At 57.0% G+C, this 17,164-nt stretch carries 21 protein-coding genes and 1 pseudogene; 19 read left to right on the plus strand and 3 right to left on the minus strand.

Going from position 1 to position 17,164, the window contains the following annotated elements:
* Nucleotides 1–246 precede the first annotated feature (246 nt).
* The 8 genes and pseudogenes from AC6CHO_RS15990 to AC6CHO_RS16025 all read left to right on the plus strand — a co-directional run.
* Nucleotides 247–513: pseudogene (locus AC6CHO_RS15990) on the plus strand (CpaF family protein); the annotation flags it as partial.
* 40 nt (nucleotides 514–553) lie between these two features.
* Entirely contained in the window at nucleotides 554–1,966 is a 1,413-nt protein-coding gene (locus tag AC6CHO_RS15995) for a recombinase family protein (RefSeq protein WP_498216433.1), read from the plus strand.
* Between the two features lie 29 nt (nucleotides 1,967–1,995).
* Nucleotides 1,996–2,379, plus strand: coding sequence for a hypothetical protein (locus AC6CHO_RS16000; protein ID WP_498216434.1), 384 nt, complete (start codon nucleotides 1,996–1,998; stop codon nucleotides 2,377–2,379).
* A 133-nt stretch (nucleotides 2,380–2,512) separates the two neighbouring features.
* Entirely contained in the window at nucleotides 2,513–2,722 is a 210-nt protein-coding gene (locus AC6CHO_RS16005; RefSeq protein ID WP_498216436.1) for a hypothetical protein, read from the plus strand.
* Between the two features lie 265 nt (nucleotides 2,723–2,987).
* Nucleotides 2,988–3,695: a hypothetical protein gene (locus AC6CHO_RS16010; RefSeq protein WP_498216437.1), complete on the plus strand. Its 708-nt coding sequence runs from the start codon at nucleotides 2,988–2,990 to the stop codon at nucleotides 3,693–3,695.
* Between the two features lie 168 nt (nucleotides 3,696–3,863).
* Nucleotides 3,864–4,154 carry a hypothetical protein gene (locus tag AC6CHO_RS16015; protein WP_498216439.1) on the plus strand — a complete coding sequence of 97 codons (291 nt, stop codon included), beginning with the start codon at nucleotides 3,864–3,866 and terminating at the stop codon, nucleotides 4,152–4,154.
* Nucleotides 4,155–4,467: 313 nt separating this feature from the next.
* Nucleotides 4,468–4,812, plus strand: a complete 345-nt coding sequence (locus AC6CHO_RS16020; protein WP_498216441.1) for a hypothetical protein — start codon at nucleotides 4,468–4,470, stop codon at nucleotides 4,810–4,812.
* Nucleotides 4,813–5,111: 299 nt separating this feature from the next.
* Nucleotides 5,112–6,386, plus strand: coding sequence for a phage major capsid protein (locus AC6CHO_RS16025; RefSeq protein ID WP_498216442.1), 1,275 nt, complete (start codon nucleotides 5,112–5,114; stop codon nucleotides 6,384–6,386).
* A gap of 622 nt (nucleotides 6,387–7,008) precedes the next feature.
* On the opposite strand, the gene AC6CHO_RS16030 is transcribed toward AC6CHO_RS16025, so the two are convergent.
* The 3 genes from AC6CHO_RS16030 to AC6CHO_RS16040 form a co-directional block, all read right to left on the minus strand.
* The gene (locus AC6CHO_RS16030; RefSeq protein WP_498216444.1) at nucleotides 7,009–7,185 is read right to left on the minus strand and encodes a hypothetical protein; all 177 of its coding nucleotides are present in this window, start codon (nucleotides 7,183–7,185) and stop codon (nucleotides 7,009–7,011) included.
* A 446-nt stretch (nucleotides 7,186–7,631) separates the two neighbouring features.
* Entirely contained in the window at nucleotides 7,632–7,757 is a 126-nt protein-coding gene (locus tag AC6CHO_RS16035) for a hypothetical protein (RefSeq protein ID WP_498216446.1), read from the minus strand.
* Nucleotides 7,750–8,031 carry a hypothetical protein gene (locus AC6CHO_RS16040; RefSeq protein WP_498216448.1) on the minus strand — a complete coding sequence of 94 codons (282 nt, stop codon included), beginning with the start codon at nucleotides 8,029–8,031 and terminating at the stop codon, nucleotides 7,750–7,752. Before AC6CHO_RS16040 ends, AC6CHO_RS16035 begins: the two co-directional genes overlap by 8 nt.
* On the opposite strand from AC6CHO_RS16040, the gene AC6CHO_RS16045 reads away from it, so the two are divergent.
* The 11 genes from AC6CHO_RS16045 (at nucleotide 8,032) to AC6CHO_RS16095 (ending at nucleotide 17,129) form a co-directional block, all read left to right on the plus strand.
* Nucleotides 8,032–9,087, plus strand: coding sequence for a TadA family conjugal transfer-associated ATPase (locus AC6CHO_RS16045; protein WP_498216449.1), 1,056 nt, complete (start codon nucleotides 8,032–8,034; stop codon nucleotides 9,085–9,087).
* Nucleotides 9,088–9,089: 2 nt separating this feature from the next.
* Nucleotides 9,090–9,941 (plus strand): type II secretion system F family protein, encoded by an 852-nt coding sequence (locus tag AC6CHO_RS16050; protein WP_498216451.1) that lies wholly within the window; start codon nucleotides 9,090–9,092, stop codon nucleotides 9,939–9,941.
* Nucleotides 9,938–10,879, plus strand: a complete 942-nt coding sequence (locus AC6CHO_RS16055) for a type II secretion system F family protein (RefSeq protein ID WP_498216452.1) — start codon at nucleotides 9,938–9,940, stop codon at nucleotides 10,877–10,879. Before AC6CHO_RS16050 ends, AC6CHO_RS16055 begins: the two co-directional genes overlap by 4 nt.
* 59 nt (nucleotides 10,880–10,938) lie before the next feature.
* Nucleotides 10,939–11,172 carry a hypothetical protein gene (locus tag AC6CHO_RS16060; protein ID WP_498216454.1) on the plus strand — a complete coding sequence of 78 codons (234 nt, stop codon included), beginning with the start codon at nucleotides 10,939–10,941 and terminating at the stop codon, nucleotides 11,170–11,172.
* Nucleotides 11,173–11,181: 9 nt separating this feature from the next.
* Nucleotides 11,182–11,601, plus strand: a complete 420-nt coding sequence (locus AC6CHO_RS16065) for a TadE/TadG family type IV pilus assembly protein (protein ID WP_498216456.1) — start codon at nucleotides 11,182–11,184, stop codon at nucleotides 11,599–11,601.
* Entirely contained in the window at nucleotides 11,594–12,040 is a 447-nt protein-coding gene (locus AC6CHO_RS16070) for a TadE/TadG family type IV pilus assembly protein (protein WP_498216457.1), read from the plus strand. The genes AC6CHO_RS16065 and AC6CHO_RS16070 overlap by 8 nt, the downstream gene beginning before the upstream one ends.
* Nucleotides 12,000–12,488 carry a hypothetical protein gene (locus AC6CHO_RS16075; RefSeq protein WP_194943818.1) on the plus strand — a complete coding sequence of 163 codons (489 nt, stop codon included), beginning with the start codon at nucleotides 12,000–12,002 and terminating at the stop codon, nucleotides 12,486–12,488. Before AC6CHO_RS16070 ends, AC6CHO_RS16075 begins: the two co-directional genes overlap by 41 nt.
* A gap of 47 nt (nucleotides 12,489–12,535) precedes the next feature.
* The gene (gene prfB, locus AC6CHO_RS16080) at nucleotides 12,536–13,651 is read left to right on the plus strand and encodes a peptide chain release factor 2 (RefSeq protein WP_498216459.1); all 1,116 of its coding nucleotides are present in this window, start codon (nucleotides 12,536–12,538) and stop codon (nucleotides 13,649–13,651) included.
* Between the two features lie 280 nt (nucleotides 13,652–13,931).
* Entirely contained in the window at nucleotides 13,932–14,729 is a 798-nt protein-coding gene (ftsE, locus tag AC6CHO_RS16085; protein ID WP_444664557.1) for a cell division ATP-binding protein FtsE, read from the plus strand.
* Nucleotides 14,726–15,640: a permease-like cell division protein FtsX gene (gene ftsX, locus AC6CHO_RS16090; protein WP_498216460.1), complete on the plus strand. Its 915-nt coding sequence runs from the start codon at nucleotides 14,726–14,728 to the stop codon at nucleotides 15,638–15,640. The genes ftsE and ftsX overlap by 4 nt, the downstream gene beginning before the upstream one ends.
* 55 nt (nucleotides 15,641–15,695) lie before the next feature.
* Nucleotides 15,696–17,129 (plus strand): peptidoglycan DD-metalloendopeptidase family protein, encoded by a 1,434-nt coding sequence (locus tag AC6CHO_RS16095; protein WP_498216462.1) that lies wholly within the window; start codon nucleotides 15,696–15,698, stop codon nucleotides 17,127–17,129.
* Nucleotides 17,130–17,164: the final 35 nt, after the last annotated feature.

A 17,164-nucleotide genomic window follows, 5' to 3' on the forward strand; every position in this document is an offset into this window, starting at 1 on the left:
TCCTGATCGTATGTGACAAGCCTTGTATGACCAATAAAAGCGTGATGGTCCACCTGCTCGCATAACTAAAAAACGGCCTGTGGAGAAAGAATTTTCGGTTATCCACAAAAGGAAAACCTCTTGAAAGCTAAGCGAAGTGCCTATAGCATCCCTTGTCATACGAATATGAATGCTGCACCGACGATGCGCTCGCCGATGGTCCCCGACTTCGGGATTCTTTGTTACGAAGAGCCACAGGGGTGCGTCGTGGAAGCTCTGTCCATCGTTGAGGACGAAGTTCGTGAATTGGTGAGACGCCGCGGACTGGATCCGGCTAAGCAACCGACTTTGATCAAGTCCTTGATCGAGGAAGTAATCAAGGACTATGACGAGCGTGCGCTGCTTGGTGCAGTACCATCCCTGGGCTCACTCGACGCTGCCCGTCAAACAATTTTTGATAATGTCGCAGGTTTTGGCGCGTTACAACCACTTCTCGATGACCCCACTGTTGAGGAAATTTGGATAAATGCTCCTGTCAAATTCTCATAATAGTCTCTCTGTGTAACATGGAGATATGACCACGAAACAGGCCTGCGGAATCTACGCGCGCATTTCCAGTGATATTGACGGAACGGCGCTAGGAGTGGCGCGGCAGCTGGAAGATTGCACGCGTGAAGCTGAGCGGCGCGGATGGTCGATTGTGGATCGTTTTGTAGACAATAACGTGAGCGCTAGTAACGGACGCGCCCGCCCCGAGTACGTCCGGATGATCGAGGCAATAGAAAACGGCACCATTGGCGCGGTGATTGTCTGGGACGTTGACCGGCTGACGCGCACGCCTGCTGAGCTTGAAACGTTCATCGATTTAGCGGACCGGCACGATCTGGCGCTTGCATCTGTCGGCGGCGAAATGGACCTTGCCACACCACAAGGCCGCCTTCTGGCTCGCATGAAGGGGAGCGTGGCACGTCATGAGGTAGAACAGCAGTCCCGGCGGCTGAAACGCAAGTTTGACCAATTGGCGGCATCGGGGGAGCCTCACGGGCCTGTGCCGTTCGGTTATCGCCGGGTGGACCAAATAGGCGAGGACGGTCGGAAATTCCGCCAAGATGTGCTGCACGAGGAAGAAGCGGCCATTGTGCGCGATTGGTACAGGCGGGTGGCTGATGGTGAGACGCTGCGGTCAATTGCCAATGATATGAACGCGCGCGGGCTGAGGACCCATTCCGGGAAACTGTGGCTCGGTGCCGTGATTGGGCGCATGCTGCGCCGCGAAGCCTACTTAGGTCTGCGGAAACACCGCGGGCAAGTTGTAGGCCCGGGGAACTGGGCACCTCTGATAGATCAAGAAACTTTCGACCGTGCATTTGCGATTCTTTCGGACCCTAAAAGGATTCCGCCGCGTGGCCGTGAGCCGCGTTATCTCGGATCCGGCATCTACAAGTGTGGGAAGTGCGGCGGCGCTATGCGTCCCATTGTGCAGGCCAAGGAGAACAAGCATCGGAGGGCACCGGCCTATGGCTGTTCCGCCTGCCAGCGTACGGTGCGGATTATGGAGCCACTGGATGAGTGGGTGGAGCGGATTGTTGTGGGCCGCCTGTCGCGGCCTGACGCTGCGTTGGACTTGAGCCGGGACCCCTCCCGGTTGCGTGAGGCCATGGCGGCCCGGGATGCGATTGTGGCGCGCATGGATAGCGCGGCCGATGAATACGCGGACGGAACTATTACCGTTCGGCAGCTAACGCGGATCACCGAACGGCTGAAGGCTGAACTGTCGGCGGCTGAAGGCCGCGTAACCATGGAGCAGCCGTTCCGCATCTTGGATGGGATGGTGGGCAGCGGTGCCGCTGAAGCGTGGGCCGCTGCGTCCATGGAGCGACGGCGGGCCGTGCTGCGGGAACTGGTGGATATTACGATTTTGCCGGCCGGCGTGGGTGTGAAGTTTTCACCTGAGCAGGTCCGTTTTGTGTGGAAAGGTGCGGCATGAATTTGAACGCCTGCGAATGGCCCGGCCCCGTGTCTGTGGAGCTGCGGGACTTGGTGCTTGGTACGGCTCGGCCGGCCGGCAGCGCTCGGACAGTTCCAGTGCATGTTCATTGTGCCGGCGGCCATGATACGGGCGCTCGTTTGCGGTTGGAGCTGGACGGCGACGGGCTGAGGCTGGCACGGCGCAAGGGCGAAGTGTTCACAGCTGTGGACAACGAGGTGGCCGAAGATTTGGCAGACCGTGAGCCGGACGCGGAGCCGCCGCTGCGGGTTGAGTGCTTGAACTGCGGCGACGTGGGGCAGGGTGTGGCCGCGTGGCGCTTGCTGGGGTACGTGGAGCAGGCGCTGAAACTCTGGCGGGCCCGGGGGATGGAAAAGCAACGTCCCCCGCGTTTCGTTTGGCCTCGTGCTTAAGCATGAAGTATTCTTTTTTCAGGTTCCCCGGGCAACCATAGCCACGGACGATTCAGGGCCCCATCTGGGGAAGTAGTGAGATAGCTCCCGGTGAAACGCACATTTGTTGTGCCTTCATCTGGGAGCTTTTTGCATGTCTGAAGTAGTGCAAGCCCGTGCCGCGCTTGGATCCGCGAGCCGCTGGGGCAACACGGAACAAATCGATAATGCACGCCGGGACCTCGCGGCCGCGAAACTGGCAGCGTATGCCGAAAAGATCATCAATGAAGCGCCGCCGCTGACTATGGAGCAGCGGGCGCGCATATCTGGGCTGCTACGGCCTACCGGCGGTGCATCCAAATGACCCCGCGCATGGCAACGGCCCCCGCCGGGAAGGGCAGGGGCCGCAATCTGGAGGTAATGGCACGCTCCAAGCAGATGTCGACCATCGTACCTGATACGTTCCCGGTTAGCGCGACGGCCCCCGAGTGTATCGAGGGCCGCCGCGCTTCTGGATCGAGCCGGATCCGTGCGACCAGCCTAACTGAGCAGGCCCCCGAGTTAGCCGCCGTGCCCTCGGCACTCCACAGCAGGGCAAAAATAGCGGCGCTCGCCGGTGGTGGTCTGTCATGACGTGGCTAAAGCTCGGTGAAGAGTTCACCAAAGAGGCGGCTCGAGCGGGCTTGTCCGATGCTGCGTTCCGGACCCACGTTGAGGGGTTGGCCTATGCGGTTGACCGGGAAACGGACGGCACATTGGACCGGCGCGACGTTCGGCGGTTCGCTGAGACTGAGGATCCGGGCGCGGCCGTTGCTGAGTTGCTGGCGGCCGGCTTGTGGCTCCAGACCGGTCCGGATGATCTGCGGATCGTTCACCACATGCAGGAGCAGCCCTCGGCGGCCTATCTGACCAACAAACGGGCCAATGACGCGCGCCGGCAGCGTCGAGCCCGGGAGCGTCAAGCATTGAAGGCGCAAGGGCTCACAGATGACGCGATCGAAACGGAGCTGGCCGCGCGTGGGCTTGGCAAGGATACGCCGCCGGCGGTGCCTGAAGCGTCACGCGGTGAGTCACGGCGTGACACTGGCACGGAGTCACGCCGTGACAATACGCGTGACCCGGAACGGAACGGAACGGACCGGACCGGACCGGTTCGGGACGGTACTTCTTTTGATGACAAGCAACCAAAAAACCAAGCGGAACCATGGCTGACCACCGTACCGGCCGGGCTCCAATGCTCGGTGAACGACTGCGACCGCCGGGTGACTGAGTACTCCGCCCAATTCGGCCAGTACTGCGCAGGACACGGCGAAGAACTCGGAGGCCGTGATGCGTGAGGAACGGGACCCCACGGACCTCGGCCTATCGCCGGCCCCGGCTGAGCCCCCGAGTTCCCCTGGCCCAGTGCCGCATATCTGCAATGACGGCTGGCGCGGCGAAAACGAGCGCGGCGACGTGATCCCCTGCTACATCTGCCGGCCCTATTTGAAACGAGGAAACAAACGATGACCACAACCACCGGCGAGCGCCAATTCTTCGAGGCTGACGCGTGGAAATTCTGCAATGGCTGCGGTGAGGACAAGCCGCTCGAGGCGTATCAACGGCAGGGAGGAACACGGGACGGCCGGAAAAGTCGATGCCGTGCCTGTGTCGCTGAGGTCAGCGCGATTTGGCGGGCGCGTAATCGAGAGGATATTCGGGCCAAGGCGGCGGAGTATCGGGCGCGGCCTGAGAACAAGGCGCGGGCGCGTGCCAATTCGGCGGCTTGGCGCAAACGACAGGAGGCAAGCAAGTGAAGGCACCTGATTACGAGGGCCGGCCGGCTAATCGGCGGCGCACGAAGGTGAACTTATGGAGTTACGGTGACCGCGGCGTGAGGCGGCCCGGGGTGCAGCTACGCATTGAAAACAAATCAATATGGCTGAGCCCGGAAAGAGCTTATGCGCTGGCAAACAAGCTAGTGGATGCTGCGGAGCAAGCCGAAGCGGCCCCGGATCCGGCCCCGCCGGCAGCAGACACGGACTAACAGGCCCCCGGCCGGGCAATCGGCCACGAAAACACGGTGAGGCCCTGAAACGGGCGCACAGCGATTAGACAAGGAAAACGAAAATGAGCAACACAAACGAAAACGAGAACACGCTCGAGCTGCGCGTGGCAGCAGGCGACGCAGCCGGATTGGTGCGCGCCATGCAGTCCAACGACGGGGCCGGCGCGGCCGCCCTACTATCCGCCATGGATCCCAAAGAGCTAGAAGCAATGACACTGGCGCTCGCCGGTATGGTGCCTATGACTTGGCGTGCTGCGTATCGGGCCGGTGTCCGTTTTGGATCCCTGAACGTCCCGGATCACGAGCTAGACGAGTTCGGGGCCTCGGATGATTTGAACGCTCTGGCCGGCGCGGAGCTGACGGCATATCTGGGCGCGTTGGTGAAAGAGTCGCGCCGTTCGAGTTAGGGTTGTTCCAGCGCGACTAGTTCGGCAGCTGGCCAAGGCCAAGAACGAGGATCCCGGGCACGGGACAAGTTCAAGGAGCCCCCGCCATTGGCTGAGCGTGACGCGCTAGGACTTGCCAGCCGCCGGTACTCAATCCGTCCGCTAGGCCCCGCTTTCATTTTGGCCCTGTCATAGGTCCGCCGTTCCGTTTCGCACCGTGACCGCGTAGCACCACGCCGGGCCGCATTCACATTCATTTTTGCCGTGCCCATGGGTGAGGTATCCCCATTTGTGGACGGCGCTGATCGTTAGGAAAAACGATGCACAAGGAAAAGCTAGAGAAGTTGAAAGCCGCCGCGCTGAAGAGCGCGCAGGAGGCTAAGAGCATTGCAACCAAGGCCGGCGACGAAAATCGGGATCTGACCGCCTCTGAGCGGTCCTCCTATGATGCGGCCATGAAGTCCGCTGAGGACGGCCTGAAGCAGTACAAGGAGGTCAAGCGTGATGCTGATATTCATGAGCAGACCAAGGCGCTGGCTGATGAAATCGGCGGTGCCCCGGGTAAGAAGGCCGCCGGCCCTGTAGGCCGCAAGGCATGGGGCCGCGCCGGCGTAAAGTCGGTGCGTGCGCACATGGGCAGCGCCGACGGTTCCAAAGCGCTTATATCCGGATCCGTAACCATGAATAACCCAGTTTCCATCGGTGTGGCCCCGTTGGGCGTTGTGCCAACCTCGGTGCTGGACCTGCTGCGCGGTGAGCAGGCCGCCGGCCTGTCTGACGAGGATTACGGCCGCGAACTGGCCGGATACAAGCCACGGCAGCAGACCACGGCCGAAGCTGAGAACGGCATCATGAACGGCGACGGCGGCAGCGGAAACACTTTTAGTTACCTGCGCCAGACCGTCCGCGACACCAAGGCGGCCCCGGTCGCTGACGGTGCGCTGAAGCCGACCTCGGTCTACACCCTTGAGGAGGTCGAGGACCGTTTCCGCGTCATAGCTCACCTGTCGGAGCCTATCCCGCAGCGCTACTTCCACGATGACGGATACCTCGGAGACTTCCTAGCCAACGAAATGGGCTACGGCTTGCAGCGGACCATCGAGCAGCAGGCGCTGAGCGGTGACGGTACCGGGGAAAACATGACCGGCATTCTGGCCACCTCGGGGCACCTGTCGCAGGCTTGGACCTCTGACCTGTTGACCACGCTGCGCAAGGCCATGACCGCCTTGCAGGTTACCGGCGTGGATCCTACCGCGCTGGTGCTGCATCCTACGGACGCTGAACGGCTGGACCTGTTGCGCGAAGGTGTGGACTCTGGCAAGTACCTACTCGGGGATCCGGCAGCTGAGGCAGTGCGCACGCTGTGGACTATCCCGCGCGTGACCTCGGTGGCCGTGGCCGCTGGTACTGCGGTCCTCGGTGACTGGGCAGCTGCGCAGGTAGTGACCCGGCAGGAGGCAGTGCTGAACGTGGACACCGGCGGCGAACTGTTCGACAAGAATCAGGTCAAGTTCCGTGTTGAGACTCGCGCCGGCGTAGCTATCAAGCAGCCGGGCGCATTCGTAGAGATCGACATTGCGGAGCCTGCTGCCTAGCAGTTCGGGCACCTTCCAGCAGCGGCCGGCCGCCCTTCCCATGGGTTGCCGGCCGTTGCTTTCTCCCCCCGGGGGTATGGGGGTCGGAATCTCTAGCACCTGCCCCAGCCCGAGTTAGGTTCCGGCAAGAGACTCTCCCCCTCCGGGGGTGGGGTGGGGGTCGCGCGCACGCGCGCGCGAGGGCTGATGTTGTCAAACAAGGTTAGACGCGCTCACTCATCAGCTGACGAGGGTGGCCCATATGAGGCCGGCAGTACAAATGAGCAGGCCAACCGTCGCTATGAATAGGGCCCAAGACGAGGCGCGGATCCGTTCGTTCATTTGCTGGTCAAGCTTGGCCCGGTGTTCCAGGGTCCAGACTTCCAGTTCTGAGGCTGCGCCCCATTGGACGTTCCGGCCCCCAATCTTGGCTAGTAGGGCTTTGATCCGCCGCAAATCTTCGTCGGTTGGTTGTGGGACATGGTACGAATTATCGTTTTTGGACATAGAACATTATCGAACCGGTGTAATGGCCCGGGCAACATGTGACGCGTTGCAGTGGTCCCGGGCATGGAATGGCCCCGGCGAAAATATCCGCCGGGGCCTTCGTCATACCTGCCCCGAGTCCAGCCCGGGGCCGCTGCTACATGCTGCGAGCCTGAGACACAGCCGCCTGCAGTGCTTCGATAAGTTCGTCCGCTTCGTCCAGGGTGAGCATGTCCGCCGAAACGGTGAGGATCGTTTCATCCTCGGTGGTGGATAGTCCCACGGTGAAGGACTCGGCCGCGGTGGTGGTCTGCGTGGTGGTCGTGGTGCTCATTGTTGGTTCCTCTCGTTGGTGTTTCATTTGGTGGCCGGTGCCCCGAGTTCCCCCGGGTGTGTGGTGTCTAGTTATTGGGGCCCTGCGGGCCTAGCGGAGCCCCAAGGGGCGCGGGTTGCTGTCTGACCCTCTCCCCATAGCTCCACGTTCGCCCCAAACCCCGTCAACCATCATTTGGAGTAGCACCGATGGCCCGCCCTCCGAATGAGAGCGAGCGAAGGTGGAACCGGTGCCGTTGGCCATTGGCATCGGTGCCCCGGCGGTACGGGACTTAACGTTGATATATTCACCGCGCCGACTCTGGTTATGCGCTAGGTCAGCAGGAACGCGCTGGGAGATACCCAATAGCGGGCCACGGAGGCGGACTGCTTAGGAGGGCTTGAAATTGCCCGCCGCCGTGACCACTATTCGGCAGCTCCCCCGAGTGTGGGGAAGTGCCGGGCCGGCTAGGTCATGGCCGGCAGCAGGAGCGCGGCCGGCATGTGCAGCCCAATGATGACTGCGGCGGTGCCGATCGTGCCCAAGGTGAGGCGGACGGCGGCACGGGTGGCGTAGTAAGCGCGGTTATGCATTGGATCCGCCCCCGAGAATGTACTCGAACGCCGGCGCGTATTCGCGGACGTAATCGGCGGGGCTGGCTTGATCCGCGTCGACCCATGCGTAAAGGTTGACGGCCTGAGTCCCGGGGATGCTGGCAACGGATACCCGCGTGTGCTGCGGCAGGCTGGCCGGCTTGGTGCTTGTGGCAATGCCCGGGATGGGCTGGAAGGTGGCGCGGAGCGCGGTGATGCCGTATTCGGCGGGGCTGCTTTCCATCTTGTCGGGGCAGCTGTTAAAGTTGGTCATGTGATCGAGCCTTATTCCTCGGTTACCGTTCCCCGGGGTGTTTGCAGCACCGCCGGGGCCTTTTATGTGACACATGGAAACCTATATAAGTTTTTTTCACCACATCAAGTGTTCTGCGCCAGAGGAGGGCAAAGCCAACTAACCCATATCCGCATGGAATCTTCAGAGATTGCCGCGTTGGTCGAGAGAATGCTCAAGTCTTCCGGACGGCGATTGGATCTGTCGCAGCCGTTTGTCGATTGCCAGCTTCCGGATGGGTCTCGCTTACATGTGGTAATTCCAGATATTACGCATGAGCACTGGGCAGTGAATATTCGCAAATTCATTGCGCGCGCAGGGAAACTGGATGATCTGGTGGAATTGGATTCCTTGAGTAGGCAGGCCGCTTTGTACCTGTCAACGGCCATCAACGCGGGACTGAACGTTATTGTCACGGGACCAACACAGGCCGGCAAAACGACGATGCTCAATTGTTTGGCCTCTTCAATTGGTCCGCGTGAGCGCATCATTACCATTGAAGAAATTTTTGAACTTAATCTTTCTTTGCGCGATGTGGTGGCCATGCAAACGCGGCTCGCAAACCTTGAAGGAATGGGCGAAATTACGATGCGTCGCCTAGTCAAAGAGGCGCTTCGTATGAGACCGGACAGGATTATTGTGGGGGAGGTCCGTGAGGCCGAGTCGCTGGACATGCTCATCGCCCTGAATTCAGGGATTTCTGGTCTTTGTACCCTTCACGCGAATTCTGCGAGGGACGCGATTACGAAGATTTGCACTTTGCCTTTATTAGCGGGTCCGAACATCACCAGCGACTTCACGGTCAAAACTGTTGCTGCTTGTATAGATCTAGTCGTGCATTGCGTACGTAGCCCTGGTGGGAATCGATACGTAAATGAAGTCCTCAGCATTCGTAACCGGGTGGAAGCAGGACAAATCGAATCGTCTACTTTGTTTGAAAGACGAGATGGAAGTCTTCGCGCCTCGCCAGGCGCGGATTGGGAGCACGAAAAATTCGATCTTGCCGGGATCAACGTCGCGGAACTGATGGCGGTATAGCGATGATCGCGTTTTTTGCATTGCTTGGTGGTCTCGGGCTGGCTGTCTTGGTCGATTGGCTGCTCTTCGCACCGTGGGTGCGTGCTCCGAAACGGAGGTCAGCGATCAAAGGGGCCCTGCTGCAAGCTGGAATGACAAATGTGACACCGCCCAAGTTCCTCATGATTTGTTTGGTGTGTGGTGTTGTATCAGGATTATTGACCTTGGGGCTAACTGGCGCGTGGCTGTTTGCCCTTCTATTTTTCAGCTTTGGAATTTTCGCCCCATGGGCATTTCTGCGTCGTCAAGCGTCTAAGCGGCGGGCTGCATTGCAGGAACAATGGCCTGAAGTCGTGGACCATCTGCGAAGCGCCATACGTGCCGGGCTGTCGCTGCCTGAAGCCCTGAGCCAACTCGCAACAGTGGGACCAAAAATACTCAGGCCGCTGTTCGGGGACTTTGCTTTGGACTATCGAGCCACCGCCAACTTTAACGTAGCTCTGGAACAGCTTGGTGAGCGAATGGCCGACCCAGTTGCCGACAAGATCTTGACCACCCTTCGAATCACTCGTGAAGTCGGTGGCACTGATTTGGGACACACCTTAGCAACCTTGTCTGCTTTCCTTCGCGATGACGTACGCACGCGTGGCGAACTGGCCGCTCGGCAGTCCTGGATAGTCTCCGCAGCCCGGTTGGCTGTGGCGGCGCCATGGATTCTGCTCCTGATTCTGGGAACCCAGGACGCGGCAAAAGACGCGTACATGACGGCCAGTGGAGTGCTTGTCCTGGGTCTAGGAGTATTAATCTCAATCGTCTGTTACCGAATCATGCTGCGGTTGGGCACGTTACCGGCGGAAGAGAGAGTTCTGTCATGAACTCATACGTTTCATGGGCTGCTCTGTGCGGACTCGGGTTCGGGCTAGGGATATGGATCATCCTGGTCAATCTGCCCGGATGGAGAAAAATGGCTTTCGCCGAACGAATTGCCCCACACGTCCGCGTCGGCGTCAGAAGTTCGCGGATGCTTGAGGACTCTTGGCATTCAGAGTCGGGGCATTCAGCGCTGGCCCAACTTGCATCGCCATTGATCTCGCAAATGAGAAAGTTTGCCAGTAGCCATAGCCCTTCCAATGACATTCTCAAGAAAAGGCTCCATGCCGCTGGCCTTGAGTTGAGCATAATTGACTATCGCTCACAAGAGATCATCTGTGCATTGGCCGGAGTTGTGGCAGGGGCCGTTTGTACTGCGTTTATTTCAATGCAATACGACCTGTCGCTGGTCTTTTCTGTCTTGGCCGTTATTTGCTGTGGGATGTTGGGTTACGCGTTGCGAGGCTGGTGGCTTGGCGAACAAATTCATCGCAGAGCTCGAAAAATATTGACCCAATTCCCAACGGTTGCTGAAGTCCTGGCCTTGACGGTCGGTGCAGGGGAATCAACTACTGGTGCAATCGAACGTATCTCCCGAATCTGCCACGGAGTCATAGGTGAAGAATTCGTGAAGACGTTGAACGACATTCATTCCGGAACTCCTATGGTTCACGCGATGCAAAATATGTCTGATCGAATGCAAGTCGGAACGATCTCAAGATTTGTTGATGCAATCGTGGTTGCCACCGAACGTGGGACTCCTCTAGCCCAAGTACTCAGAGACCAAGCTCAAGACGTTCGAGACGCATCGAAACGCGAATTAATGGAAGTTGCGGGAAAACGAGAAATTTTCATGCTCGTACCCGTTGTCTTTGGCATTTTGCCCTTGACGATCGTATTCGCGGTATTCCCGGGACTAGCGCTATTGGAGATGAGCTATTGAACGAATTTAGTAGTGATGTAACTCCGAACCTTGAAATTACGAACACTGGAAGGCACGCCATGTTGAACATACAGGAATTTTTCGTTGGTCTCTTTTTGCGATTAGTGGTTGTGGCAAAGAGGCTGTGGGAAAAAATCTCGCCCAAAATTGGAGACTCTAGAGGCGACGTGCCTGGTTGGGTGATGATCACTCTCATGTCGGCCGTCTTGGTCGCAGCACTTTTAGCTATCGCAGGACCGCGATTGCAGGACCTCTTCAATCAAGCCATTGATCGGGTTTCGGGGTTGGGATAGAAGGCAAACATGCGCCGCGTCGTGCCGAATGGAATACCGCCAGTATTTAGGCGGTTCTTTGGTGAATCCAAGGGATCAGCCGTAGCGGAATTTGTCATGATCACGACGCTGTTAGTTCTTATCGCGTTGACGCTAATTCAACTCGCACTTGTCCTGCACGTTCGTAATACGTTGATCGATGCGGCTGCAAACGGCGCACATTATGGTGCGCTAGCGAATCGGTCCACGGCAGATGCGCAAGACCGGACACGGCACTTGATCACTGAGAGTCTTCATTCGGGATTCGCCGGAAACATTAGCGTTCGCTCCGCGAATATCGGCGAGGGCAGCGTGATCACAGTGTCAGTTGAAACGAAGGTGCCGTTAGTCGGTTTACTACCCAACGGATGGAACCTGCATGTACAAGTTGAAGCTGTGAAGTATGGATAATTTACAGAGAACTATCTCGGCAGCTTTGCGCAAAACTTCGCAGGACGAATCCGGAAGCGCGATCGTTGAGTTTATTTTCGCGGCGACAGTACTTTTGATTCCAATGGTCTACTTAATTCTTGCCGCAAGTCATCTCCAGGCAGGTAGCTATGCAGTGGTTGGAGCCGCGGACCAGGCAGCTAAGGTGTTTGCACTAGCCGATACCCCAATTCAAGCGCAAGCAGATGCCAAAGAAACGGTACGCCGTGCGATAAATAATTTTGGCTATTCCAACGCGAAAACGAATATTTCTTGCAATTCTGAATGCTTGAGTCCTGGAAGCGTGGTGACGGTCACCGTCGAATTGGACGTTCCGTTGCCCTTTGTCTCGGAGATGTTTGATGTATCAGCCTTTTCAGTTGATTCAGCAGCTTCCCAAAGAGTTGATCAATTTGGATAGCCATGGCAACTACAAGAAGTGGGCATCTGCAGAAGATGGGCAGTCCTTAGTGCTTGCTATTGGACTCTGCGCAATTACTCTGTTGACTATCTCGGTAGTTCTGGCGGCGAGTGCGGTAAATCTGAAAGCACGCCAATTATTGTCTATCGCAGACGGGGCAGTGGTCGCGGCCGTAGATGAGTTCGAATTCGTGGCAGATGGGCCCAACCCCCGAATCGAGTTGAGCCAACAACGGGTTCAGCAGGCCGTAGGTAAGTACCTCCTCGATGTTGGAGCTGCCGGAAGGGTCGATGATTTGCGGATAGCTTCAGTGGAGATCCGCCCCGATGGGCAGGGTGCCACTTTAGAACTGTCGGGAACTGTACGACCTCCAATCGTCGGCTGGATTGTGCCGAATGGAGTCCCGATTTCAGTGAACTCCACTGCGCAGACGGTCCTCAGTCGCTGACAGGGGACTCAGGGATCGGAGGTGAAATGACGTAGTCTTAGAGGACCATGGCAAAAACTGACTTCTCTGCTGAAATCCGCACACTGCGCTCAACTTTCTCTGCAATTGAAGATGTTAGCGACGTTGATCAGATCAAGGCTGACATTGCAACGCTCTCCGAGGAAGCGGGAGCCCCTGATCTCTGGGACGATCCTGCCGCAGCGCAAATTGTCACTAGCAAGCTTTCATACCGCCAGTCGGAACTAGAGCGCCTCACGAAGCTCAAGACGCGGATTGACGATCTAGAAGTACTCGTCGAGTTGGCCGAACTCGAAGATGACGATGAAACTTTGCAAGAGGCCGAAAAAGAACTTATCGGCATCCGCAAGGCCCTCGATGATCTGGAAATTGTTACTTTGCTCAGCGGTGAGTTTGATTCCCGAGGTGCCGTGGTAACAATTCGTTCCGGGGCTGGCGGCGTCGATGCTGCGGACTTTGCCGAGATGCTCATGCGAATGTATTTGCGTTGGGCGGAAAAGCGCGGATTCAAAGCTACCGTGATGGACACGTCCTATGCTGAAGAAGCTGGACTGAAGTCGGCTACCTTCGAAATCGACGAACCTTATGCTTTTGGAACGTTGTCCGTAGAGGCTGGAACTCATCGCCTTGTCCGAATTTCGCCATTCGACAACCAGGGACGTCGCCAAACTTCCTTCGCTGCCGTTGAAGTAGTTCCACTTATTGAACAGACCGACAGCGTCGAAATTCCAGAATCGGAAATTCGCGTGGATGTGTTCCGTTCTTCGGGCCCTGGTGGGCAGAGCGTCAACACTACCGACTCGGCAGTTCGCATGACTCACATTCCAACTGGAGTTGTTGTCTCCATGCAGAATGAAAAGTCCCAGATCCAGAACCGTGCTGCTGCACTTCGCGTTTTGCAGTCCAGGCTCCTGCTCCTGAAAAAGGAACAGGAAGACGCGCAGAAAAAAGAGTTTGCCGGTGATGTGAAAGCCTCGTGGGGCGACCAGATGCGTTCGTACGTGCTCAATCCATATCAAATGGTCAAGGATCTGCGCACTGAACACGAAGTAGGCAATACTCAAGCTGTGCTTGATGGTGAGATTGATGATTTCATCGATGCAGGGATCCGCTGGCGCGCAGGACAGCGCCGCCCAAGCAAATAGCAGATGCTGCGAATACCCATCTAGTAGTACGGACTTGTCAAAAACAGTGTAAGTATCGTCACCGGGCCCATTGAGCAAGGGCGAAATACATCAAGTAATGCATGATCTCAGTGGTTTATCCTTGCTGTGCTTATCGGATGAATATGGCAACACACCTAGGAATTATGCTGGTTCGACGGCTTGCACCGATAGTGTTTGGAACACTGGCGCATCTATTGACGTTTGATCTCGAGATTGGTATTCGTGGGTCGCGCCCCGACGAAAACTAGCGATTGAAGACATGATTAAATTCGAAAACGTCTCGATGATTTATGAGCCAAGACAGCAGAATGCCGCCTTGGACGACATAAACATCGAGATTAGCCGCGGCGAATTCGCCTTCTTGGTCGGCGAATCCGGTTCCGGAAAGTCGACCTTCCTGAGTTTGGTGCTACGCGAAAAGCGTTCTACCGACGGGGCTGTTTACGTTGCAGGGCAGAACCTGAACCGGATCCCAAGTCGACGTGTGCCAAAACTGCGTCGTGATATCGGATTCGTGTTCCAGGACTTCCGCCTCCTGCGCGAACGTACAGTCTTTGACAATGTGGCCTTCGCGATGGAAGTAATCGGTGCCTCGCGTGCGCAGATTCGTGAACGCGTTCCAGATGCCTTGAAGCTGGTGGGACTTGAAGACAAGGCACGTCGCAAGCCCACCGAGCTTTCCGGCGGTGAGCAGCAGCGTGTCGGTATAGCGCGCGCCATTGTGAATAAGCCGTCGATCCTTTTGGCCGATGAGCCCACCGGTAACCTCGACCGCAAGAACAGCATCGAAGTCATGAACGTGCTGAATCGCATTAATCAGAACGGGACAACCGTTTTGATGGCAACGCACGCACACGAGCTTGTTAGCGAATACCGTCATCGCGTGATTGAACTGCAGCGCGGACAGGTGATCCGCGACGAAGTAGAAGGTCAATACACGCCAATGACCACGGTGGTGAACCAAGACGGATCTCGCGAGCTACTCGTGGGCGATTCGGCTGTTGAACACCACGAAGATTCACAGGTTGCTGAGGACCAGAAAGACGAGGACCAGTGAGACTAGGATTTATTCTCCGCGAAGCGGCGAAAGGCCTTCGGCAGAATGTCGTGATGGTCGTTTCTGTCGTCCTGGTGACTTTCGTTTCGCTAACATTCGTTGGCGCCTCGATTCTTCTGCAACTGCAGATTAACCAGATGAAGGGCTACTGGTACGACCGCATGGAGGTAGCGATCTATCTCTGCGACGACACCAGCACTTCGCCGAACTGTGGCGGAAATGAAGCCACTGATGCCCAGCGGCAGAACATTGAGAAGGTTCTCAAGTCCGAACAGTTGGCTCCGTATATCAAGGAATTTGCCTATGAATCGAAAGATCAGGCGTATAAGAACTTCTTGGATCAGTATGAGAATTCTTCCCTAGTCGACCAGATCACTCCTGAGCAGCTGCCTGAATCCTTCCGTGTTGCATTAGTTGACCCGGAGAAGTATCCGGTGATCAACGAAGCGTTTTCGACGGTCGACGGGGTGGACTCCGTAATCGACCAGCGTGACCTGCTGGAGAAGGTCTTCCAGCTCGTGCGCGTTGCTTCGGCTGCTGCAGCCGTGGTTGCAATCGTGATGATCATTTGCGCGGTCCTGCTTACAGGAACAACGATTCAACTCTCAGCTATGCATCGACGGTTGGAAACAACCATTATGCGGCTGGTCGGTGCATCCAAAGCGACAATTCAGCTTCCGTTCATCATTGAAGGTGTTATTGCCTCATTGATCGGTGGATTGTTAGCTTCGGGAACCTTGTGGCTTCTTCTCAAGTTCCTCGTCGAAGACAAGCTTGCCAGTGAAAATGTCGGCGTTGCCTTCATTTCTACCGGAGAAGTTTGGCTTGTTGCGCCTGTCCTCTTGATAATCGGTATCGTTTTGGCCACAATTTCATCAGTGGTAACGTTGAAGCGTTACCTGAAGGTTTAGCCGAATCGTTATCTCCGGCCTATCTGATGCACGACAATTCACTCTAAGGAGTCACATGCTGTCCAACGCAGTGCGTAGTAAGTTCTTGCGCGCCACTCTCGGTGGCGCCATGGCACTGGCCTTGACGTTGCCGGTTGGAATTGTCGCAGCTGATGAGCTGGACGATAAAAAAGCTCAGGTTGAAGGCAACATCAATAACCTAGAGCAAGACATGGAGTTCCTGGACGCCGATATCCAGGCCACCGATAAGAAGCTGCGTGACCAGCAGGCTCAGGTTCCTGCAGCGGAACAGGCATTGGCGGACGCGCAGAGCCGTGTCGCCAATGCCCAAGCGGCAGTTGCCGATCTGAACAACCGTTTAATTGCTGCTCAGGGAACGCGCGATCAAGTCGCGGCCGAAATTGAGGCAAACGCCAAGAAGATTTCTGAAGCAAAAGAAGCCATGGCTTCGATTGCGTCAGAGGCTTATAAGCGCGGCGGTGTTTCTAGCGGGCTGGACATGATCCTGAACATGGAGTCGGCCACTGAGATCGCAGACGGTCTTGACCTGGCAAACCGAGCGATGGCTTCGCAGAGCGCTACCTACAACGACCTGGCGCAAGAGCAGGCCAACAACGAAAACAATAAGGTTCGACTTGACGCCGTTGAGAAGGAAATCTCATCGCTCAAATCCCAGGCCGAGGACGCGCTGGCTCAAGAGCAGGCGGCTCGAACCCAAGCGCAGAACGCAAAGAACGAACTCGATGCTTTGGTTGCAAGCACTGAAAAACTTGGTGCTGAGCTTGAAGCCAAGAAGCCTCAAATCCAGGCAAAGCTAGCTTCGCAGCAGAAGGAATACGCCCAAGTTCAGGCAGACATCAAGGAGCGCCAGGAGCGCTTGTTGCGTGAAGAAGCTGAACGAAAGCGCAAGGCGGCTGAGGCTGAAGCAAAGCGCAAAGCGGCTTACGAAGCCGAGCAAAAGCGTCTTGCAGAAGAAGCCGCTGCCAAGAAGAAGGAATATAAAAAGAAGGCTTACGTTCCTCCAGCGCCGGCAGAACCCGAGGTGAGCACCTCTAATGGTTCCAGCGCCTGGGGATTGGTAAAGCCAACGACCAGCAACAATCTGACTTCCTCCTTCGGCTGGCGTCCAACGCCCGCCGGAACCATTGATTATGGTGGACGGGGTGGATATGTGCACGCTGGCATCGACTGGGGCTTCGGCGGCCAGTGTGGTGCGCCCATTACGGCCGCAGCCGATGGTGAAGTGTGGATGGCTGGCTGGGGCGGTACCTCCGGAAATAAGGTGCTCATTTCCCACGGCGTAGTTCGTGGCAAGGCACTGGCGACCGGGTACCACCACATGTCACAAGTCGCCGTGAGCGTAGGGCAGCACGTCAAGCAGGGCCAAGTTATTGGCTACGTTGGCACCACCGGCAACTCCACAGGCTGCCACCTGCACTTCGAAACTATTGTCAATGGCACGGCCGTGAACCCATTGGGTCTTCTCTAGCGCTAGACTTGTAGTCTGCGTGCGAGAATTCGCCC

The sequence above is a fragment of the Glutamicibacter sp. GQ173 genome (assembly GCF_059759215.1).

What these genes read in the sequence shown, in the direction of transcription:
- AC6CHO_RS15995 (WP_498216433.1), top strand. Translation starts at nt 554, where the DNA reads ATGACCACGAAACAGGCCTGCGGAATCTACGCGCGCATTTCCAGTGAT.
- AC6CHO_RS16005 (WP_498216436.1), top strand. Translation starts at nt 2,513, where the DNA reads ATGTCTGAAGTAGTGCAAGCCCGTGCCGCGCTTGGATCCGCGAGCCGC.
- AC6CHO_RS16010 (WP_498216437.1), top strand. Translation starts at nt 2,988, where the DNA reads ATGACGTGGCTAAAGCTCGGTGAAGAGTTCACCAAAGAGGCGGCTCGA.
- AC6CHO_RS16015 (WP_498216439.1), top strand. Translation starts at nt 3,864, where the DNA reads ATGACCACAACCACCGGCGAGCGCCAATTCTTCGAGGCTGACGCGTGG.
- AC6CHO_RS16020 (WP_498216441.1), top strand. Translation starts at nt 4,468, where the DNA reads ATGAGCAACACAAACGAAAACGAGAACACGCTCGAGCTGCGCGTGGCA.
- AC6CHO_RS16025 (WP_498216442.1), top strand. Translation starts at nt 5,112, where the DNA reads ATGCACAAGGAAAAGCTAGAGAAGTTGAAAGCCGCCGCGCTGAAGAGC.
- AC6CHO_RS16030 (WP_498216444.1), bottom strand. Translation starts at nt 7,185, where the DNA reads ATGAGCACCACGACCACCACGCAGACCACCACCGCGGCCGAGTCCTTC.
- AC6CHO_RS16035 (WP_498216446.1), bottom strand. Translation starts at nt 7,757, where the DNA reads ATGCATAACCGCGCTTACTACGCCACCCGTGCCGCCGTCCGCCTCACC.
- AC6CHO_RS16040 (WP_498216448.1), bottom strand. Translation starts at nt 8,031, where the DNA reads ATGACCAACTTTAACAGCTGCCCCGACAAGATGGAAAGCAGCCCCGCC.
- AC6CHO_RS16050 (WP_498216451.1), top strand. Translation starts at nt 9,090, where the DNA reads ATGATCGCGTTTTTTGCATTGCTTGGTGGTCTCGGGCTGGCTGTCTTG.
- AC6CHO_RS16055 (WP_498216452.1), top strand. Translation starts at nt 9,938, where the DNA reads ATGAACTCATACGTTTCATGGGCTGCTCTGTGCGGACTCGGGTTCGGG.
- AC6CHO_RS16060 (WP_498216454.1), top strand. Translation starts at nt 10,939, where the DNA reads ATGTTGAACATACAGGAATTTTTCGTTGGTCTCTTTTTGCGATTAGTG.
- AC6CHO_RS16065 (WP_498216456.1), top strand. Translation starts at nt 11,182, where the DNA reads ATGCGCCGCGTCGTGCCGAATGGAATACCGCCAGTATTTAGGCGGTTC.
- AC6CHO_RS16070 (WP_498216457.1), top strand. Translation starts at nt 11,594, where the DNA reads ATGGATAATTTACAGAGAACTATCTCGGCAGCTTTGCGCAAAACTTCG.
- prfB (WP_498216459.1), top strand. Translation starts at nt 12,536, where the DNA reads ATGGCAAAAACTGACTTCTCTGCTGAAATCCGCACACTGCGCTCAACT.
- ftsE (WP_444664557.1), top strand. Translation starts at nt 13,932, where the DNA reads ATGATTAAATTCGAAAACGTCTCGATGATTTATGAGCCAAGACAGCAG.
- AC6CHO_RS16095 (WP_498216462.1), top strand. Translation starts at nt 15,696, where the DNA reads ATGCTGTCCAACGCAGTGCGTAGTAAGTTCTTGCGCGCCACTCTCGGT.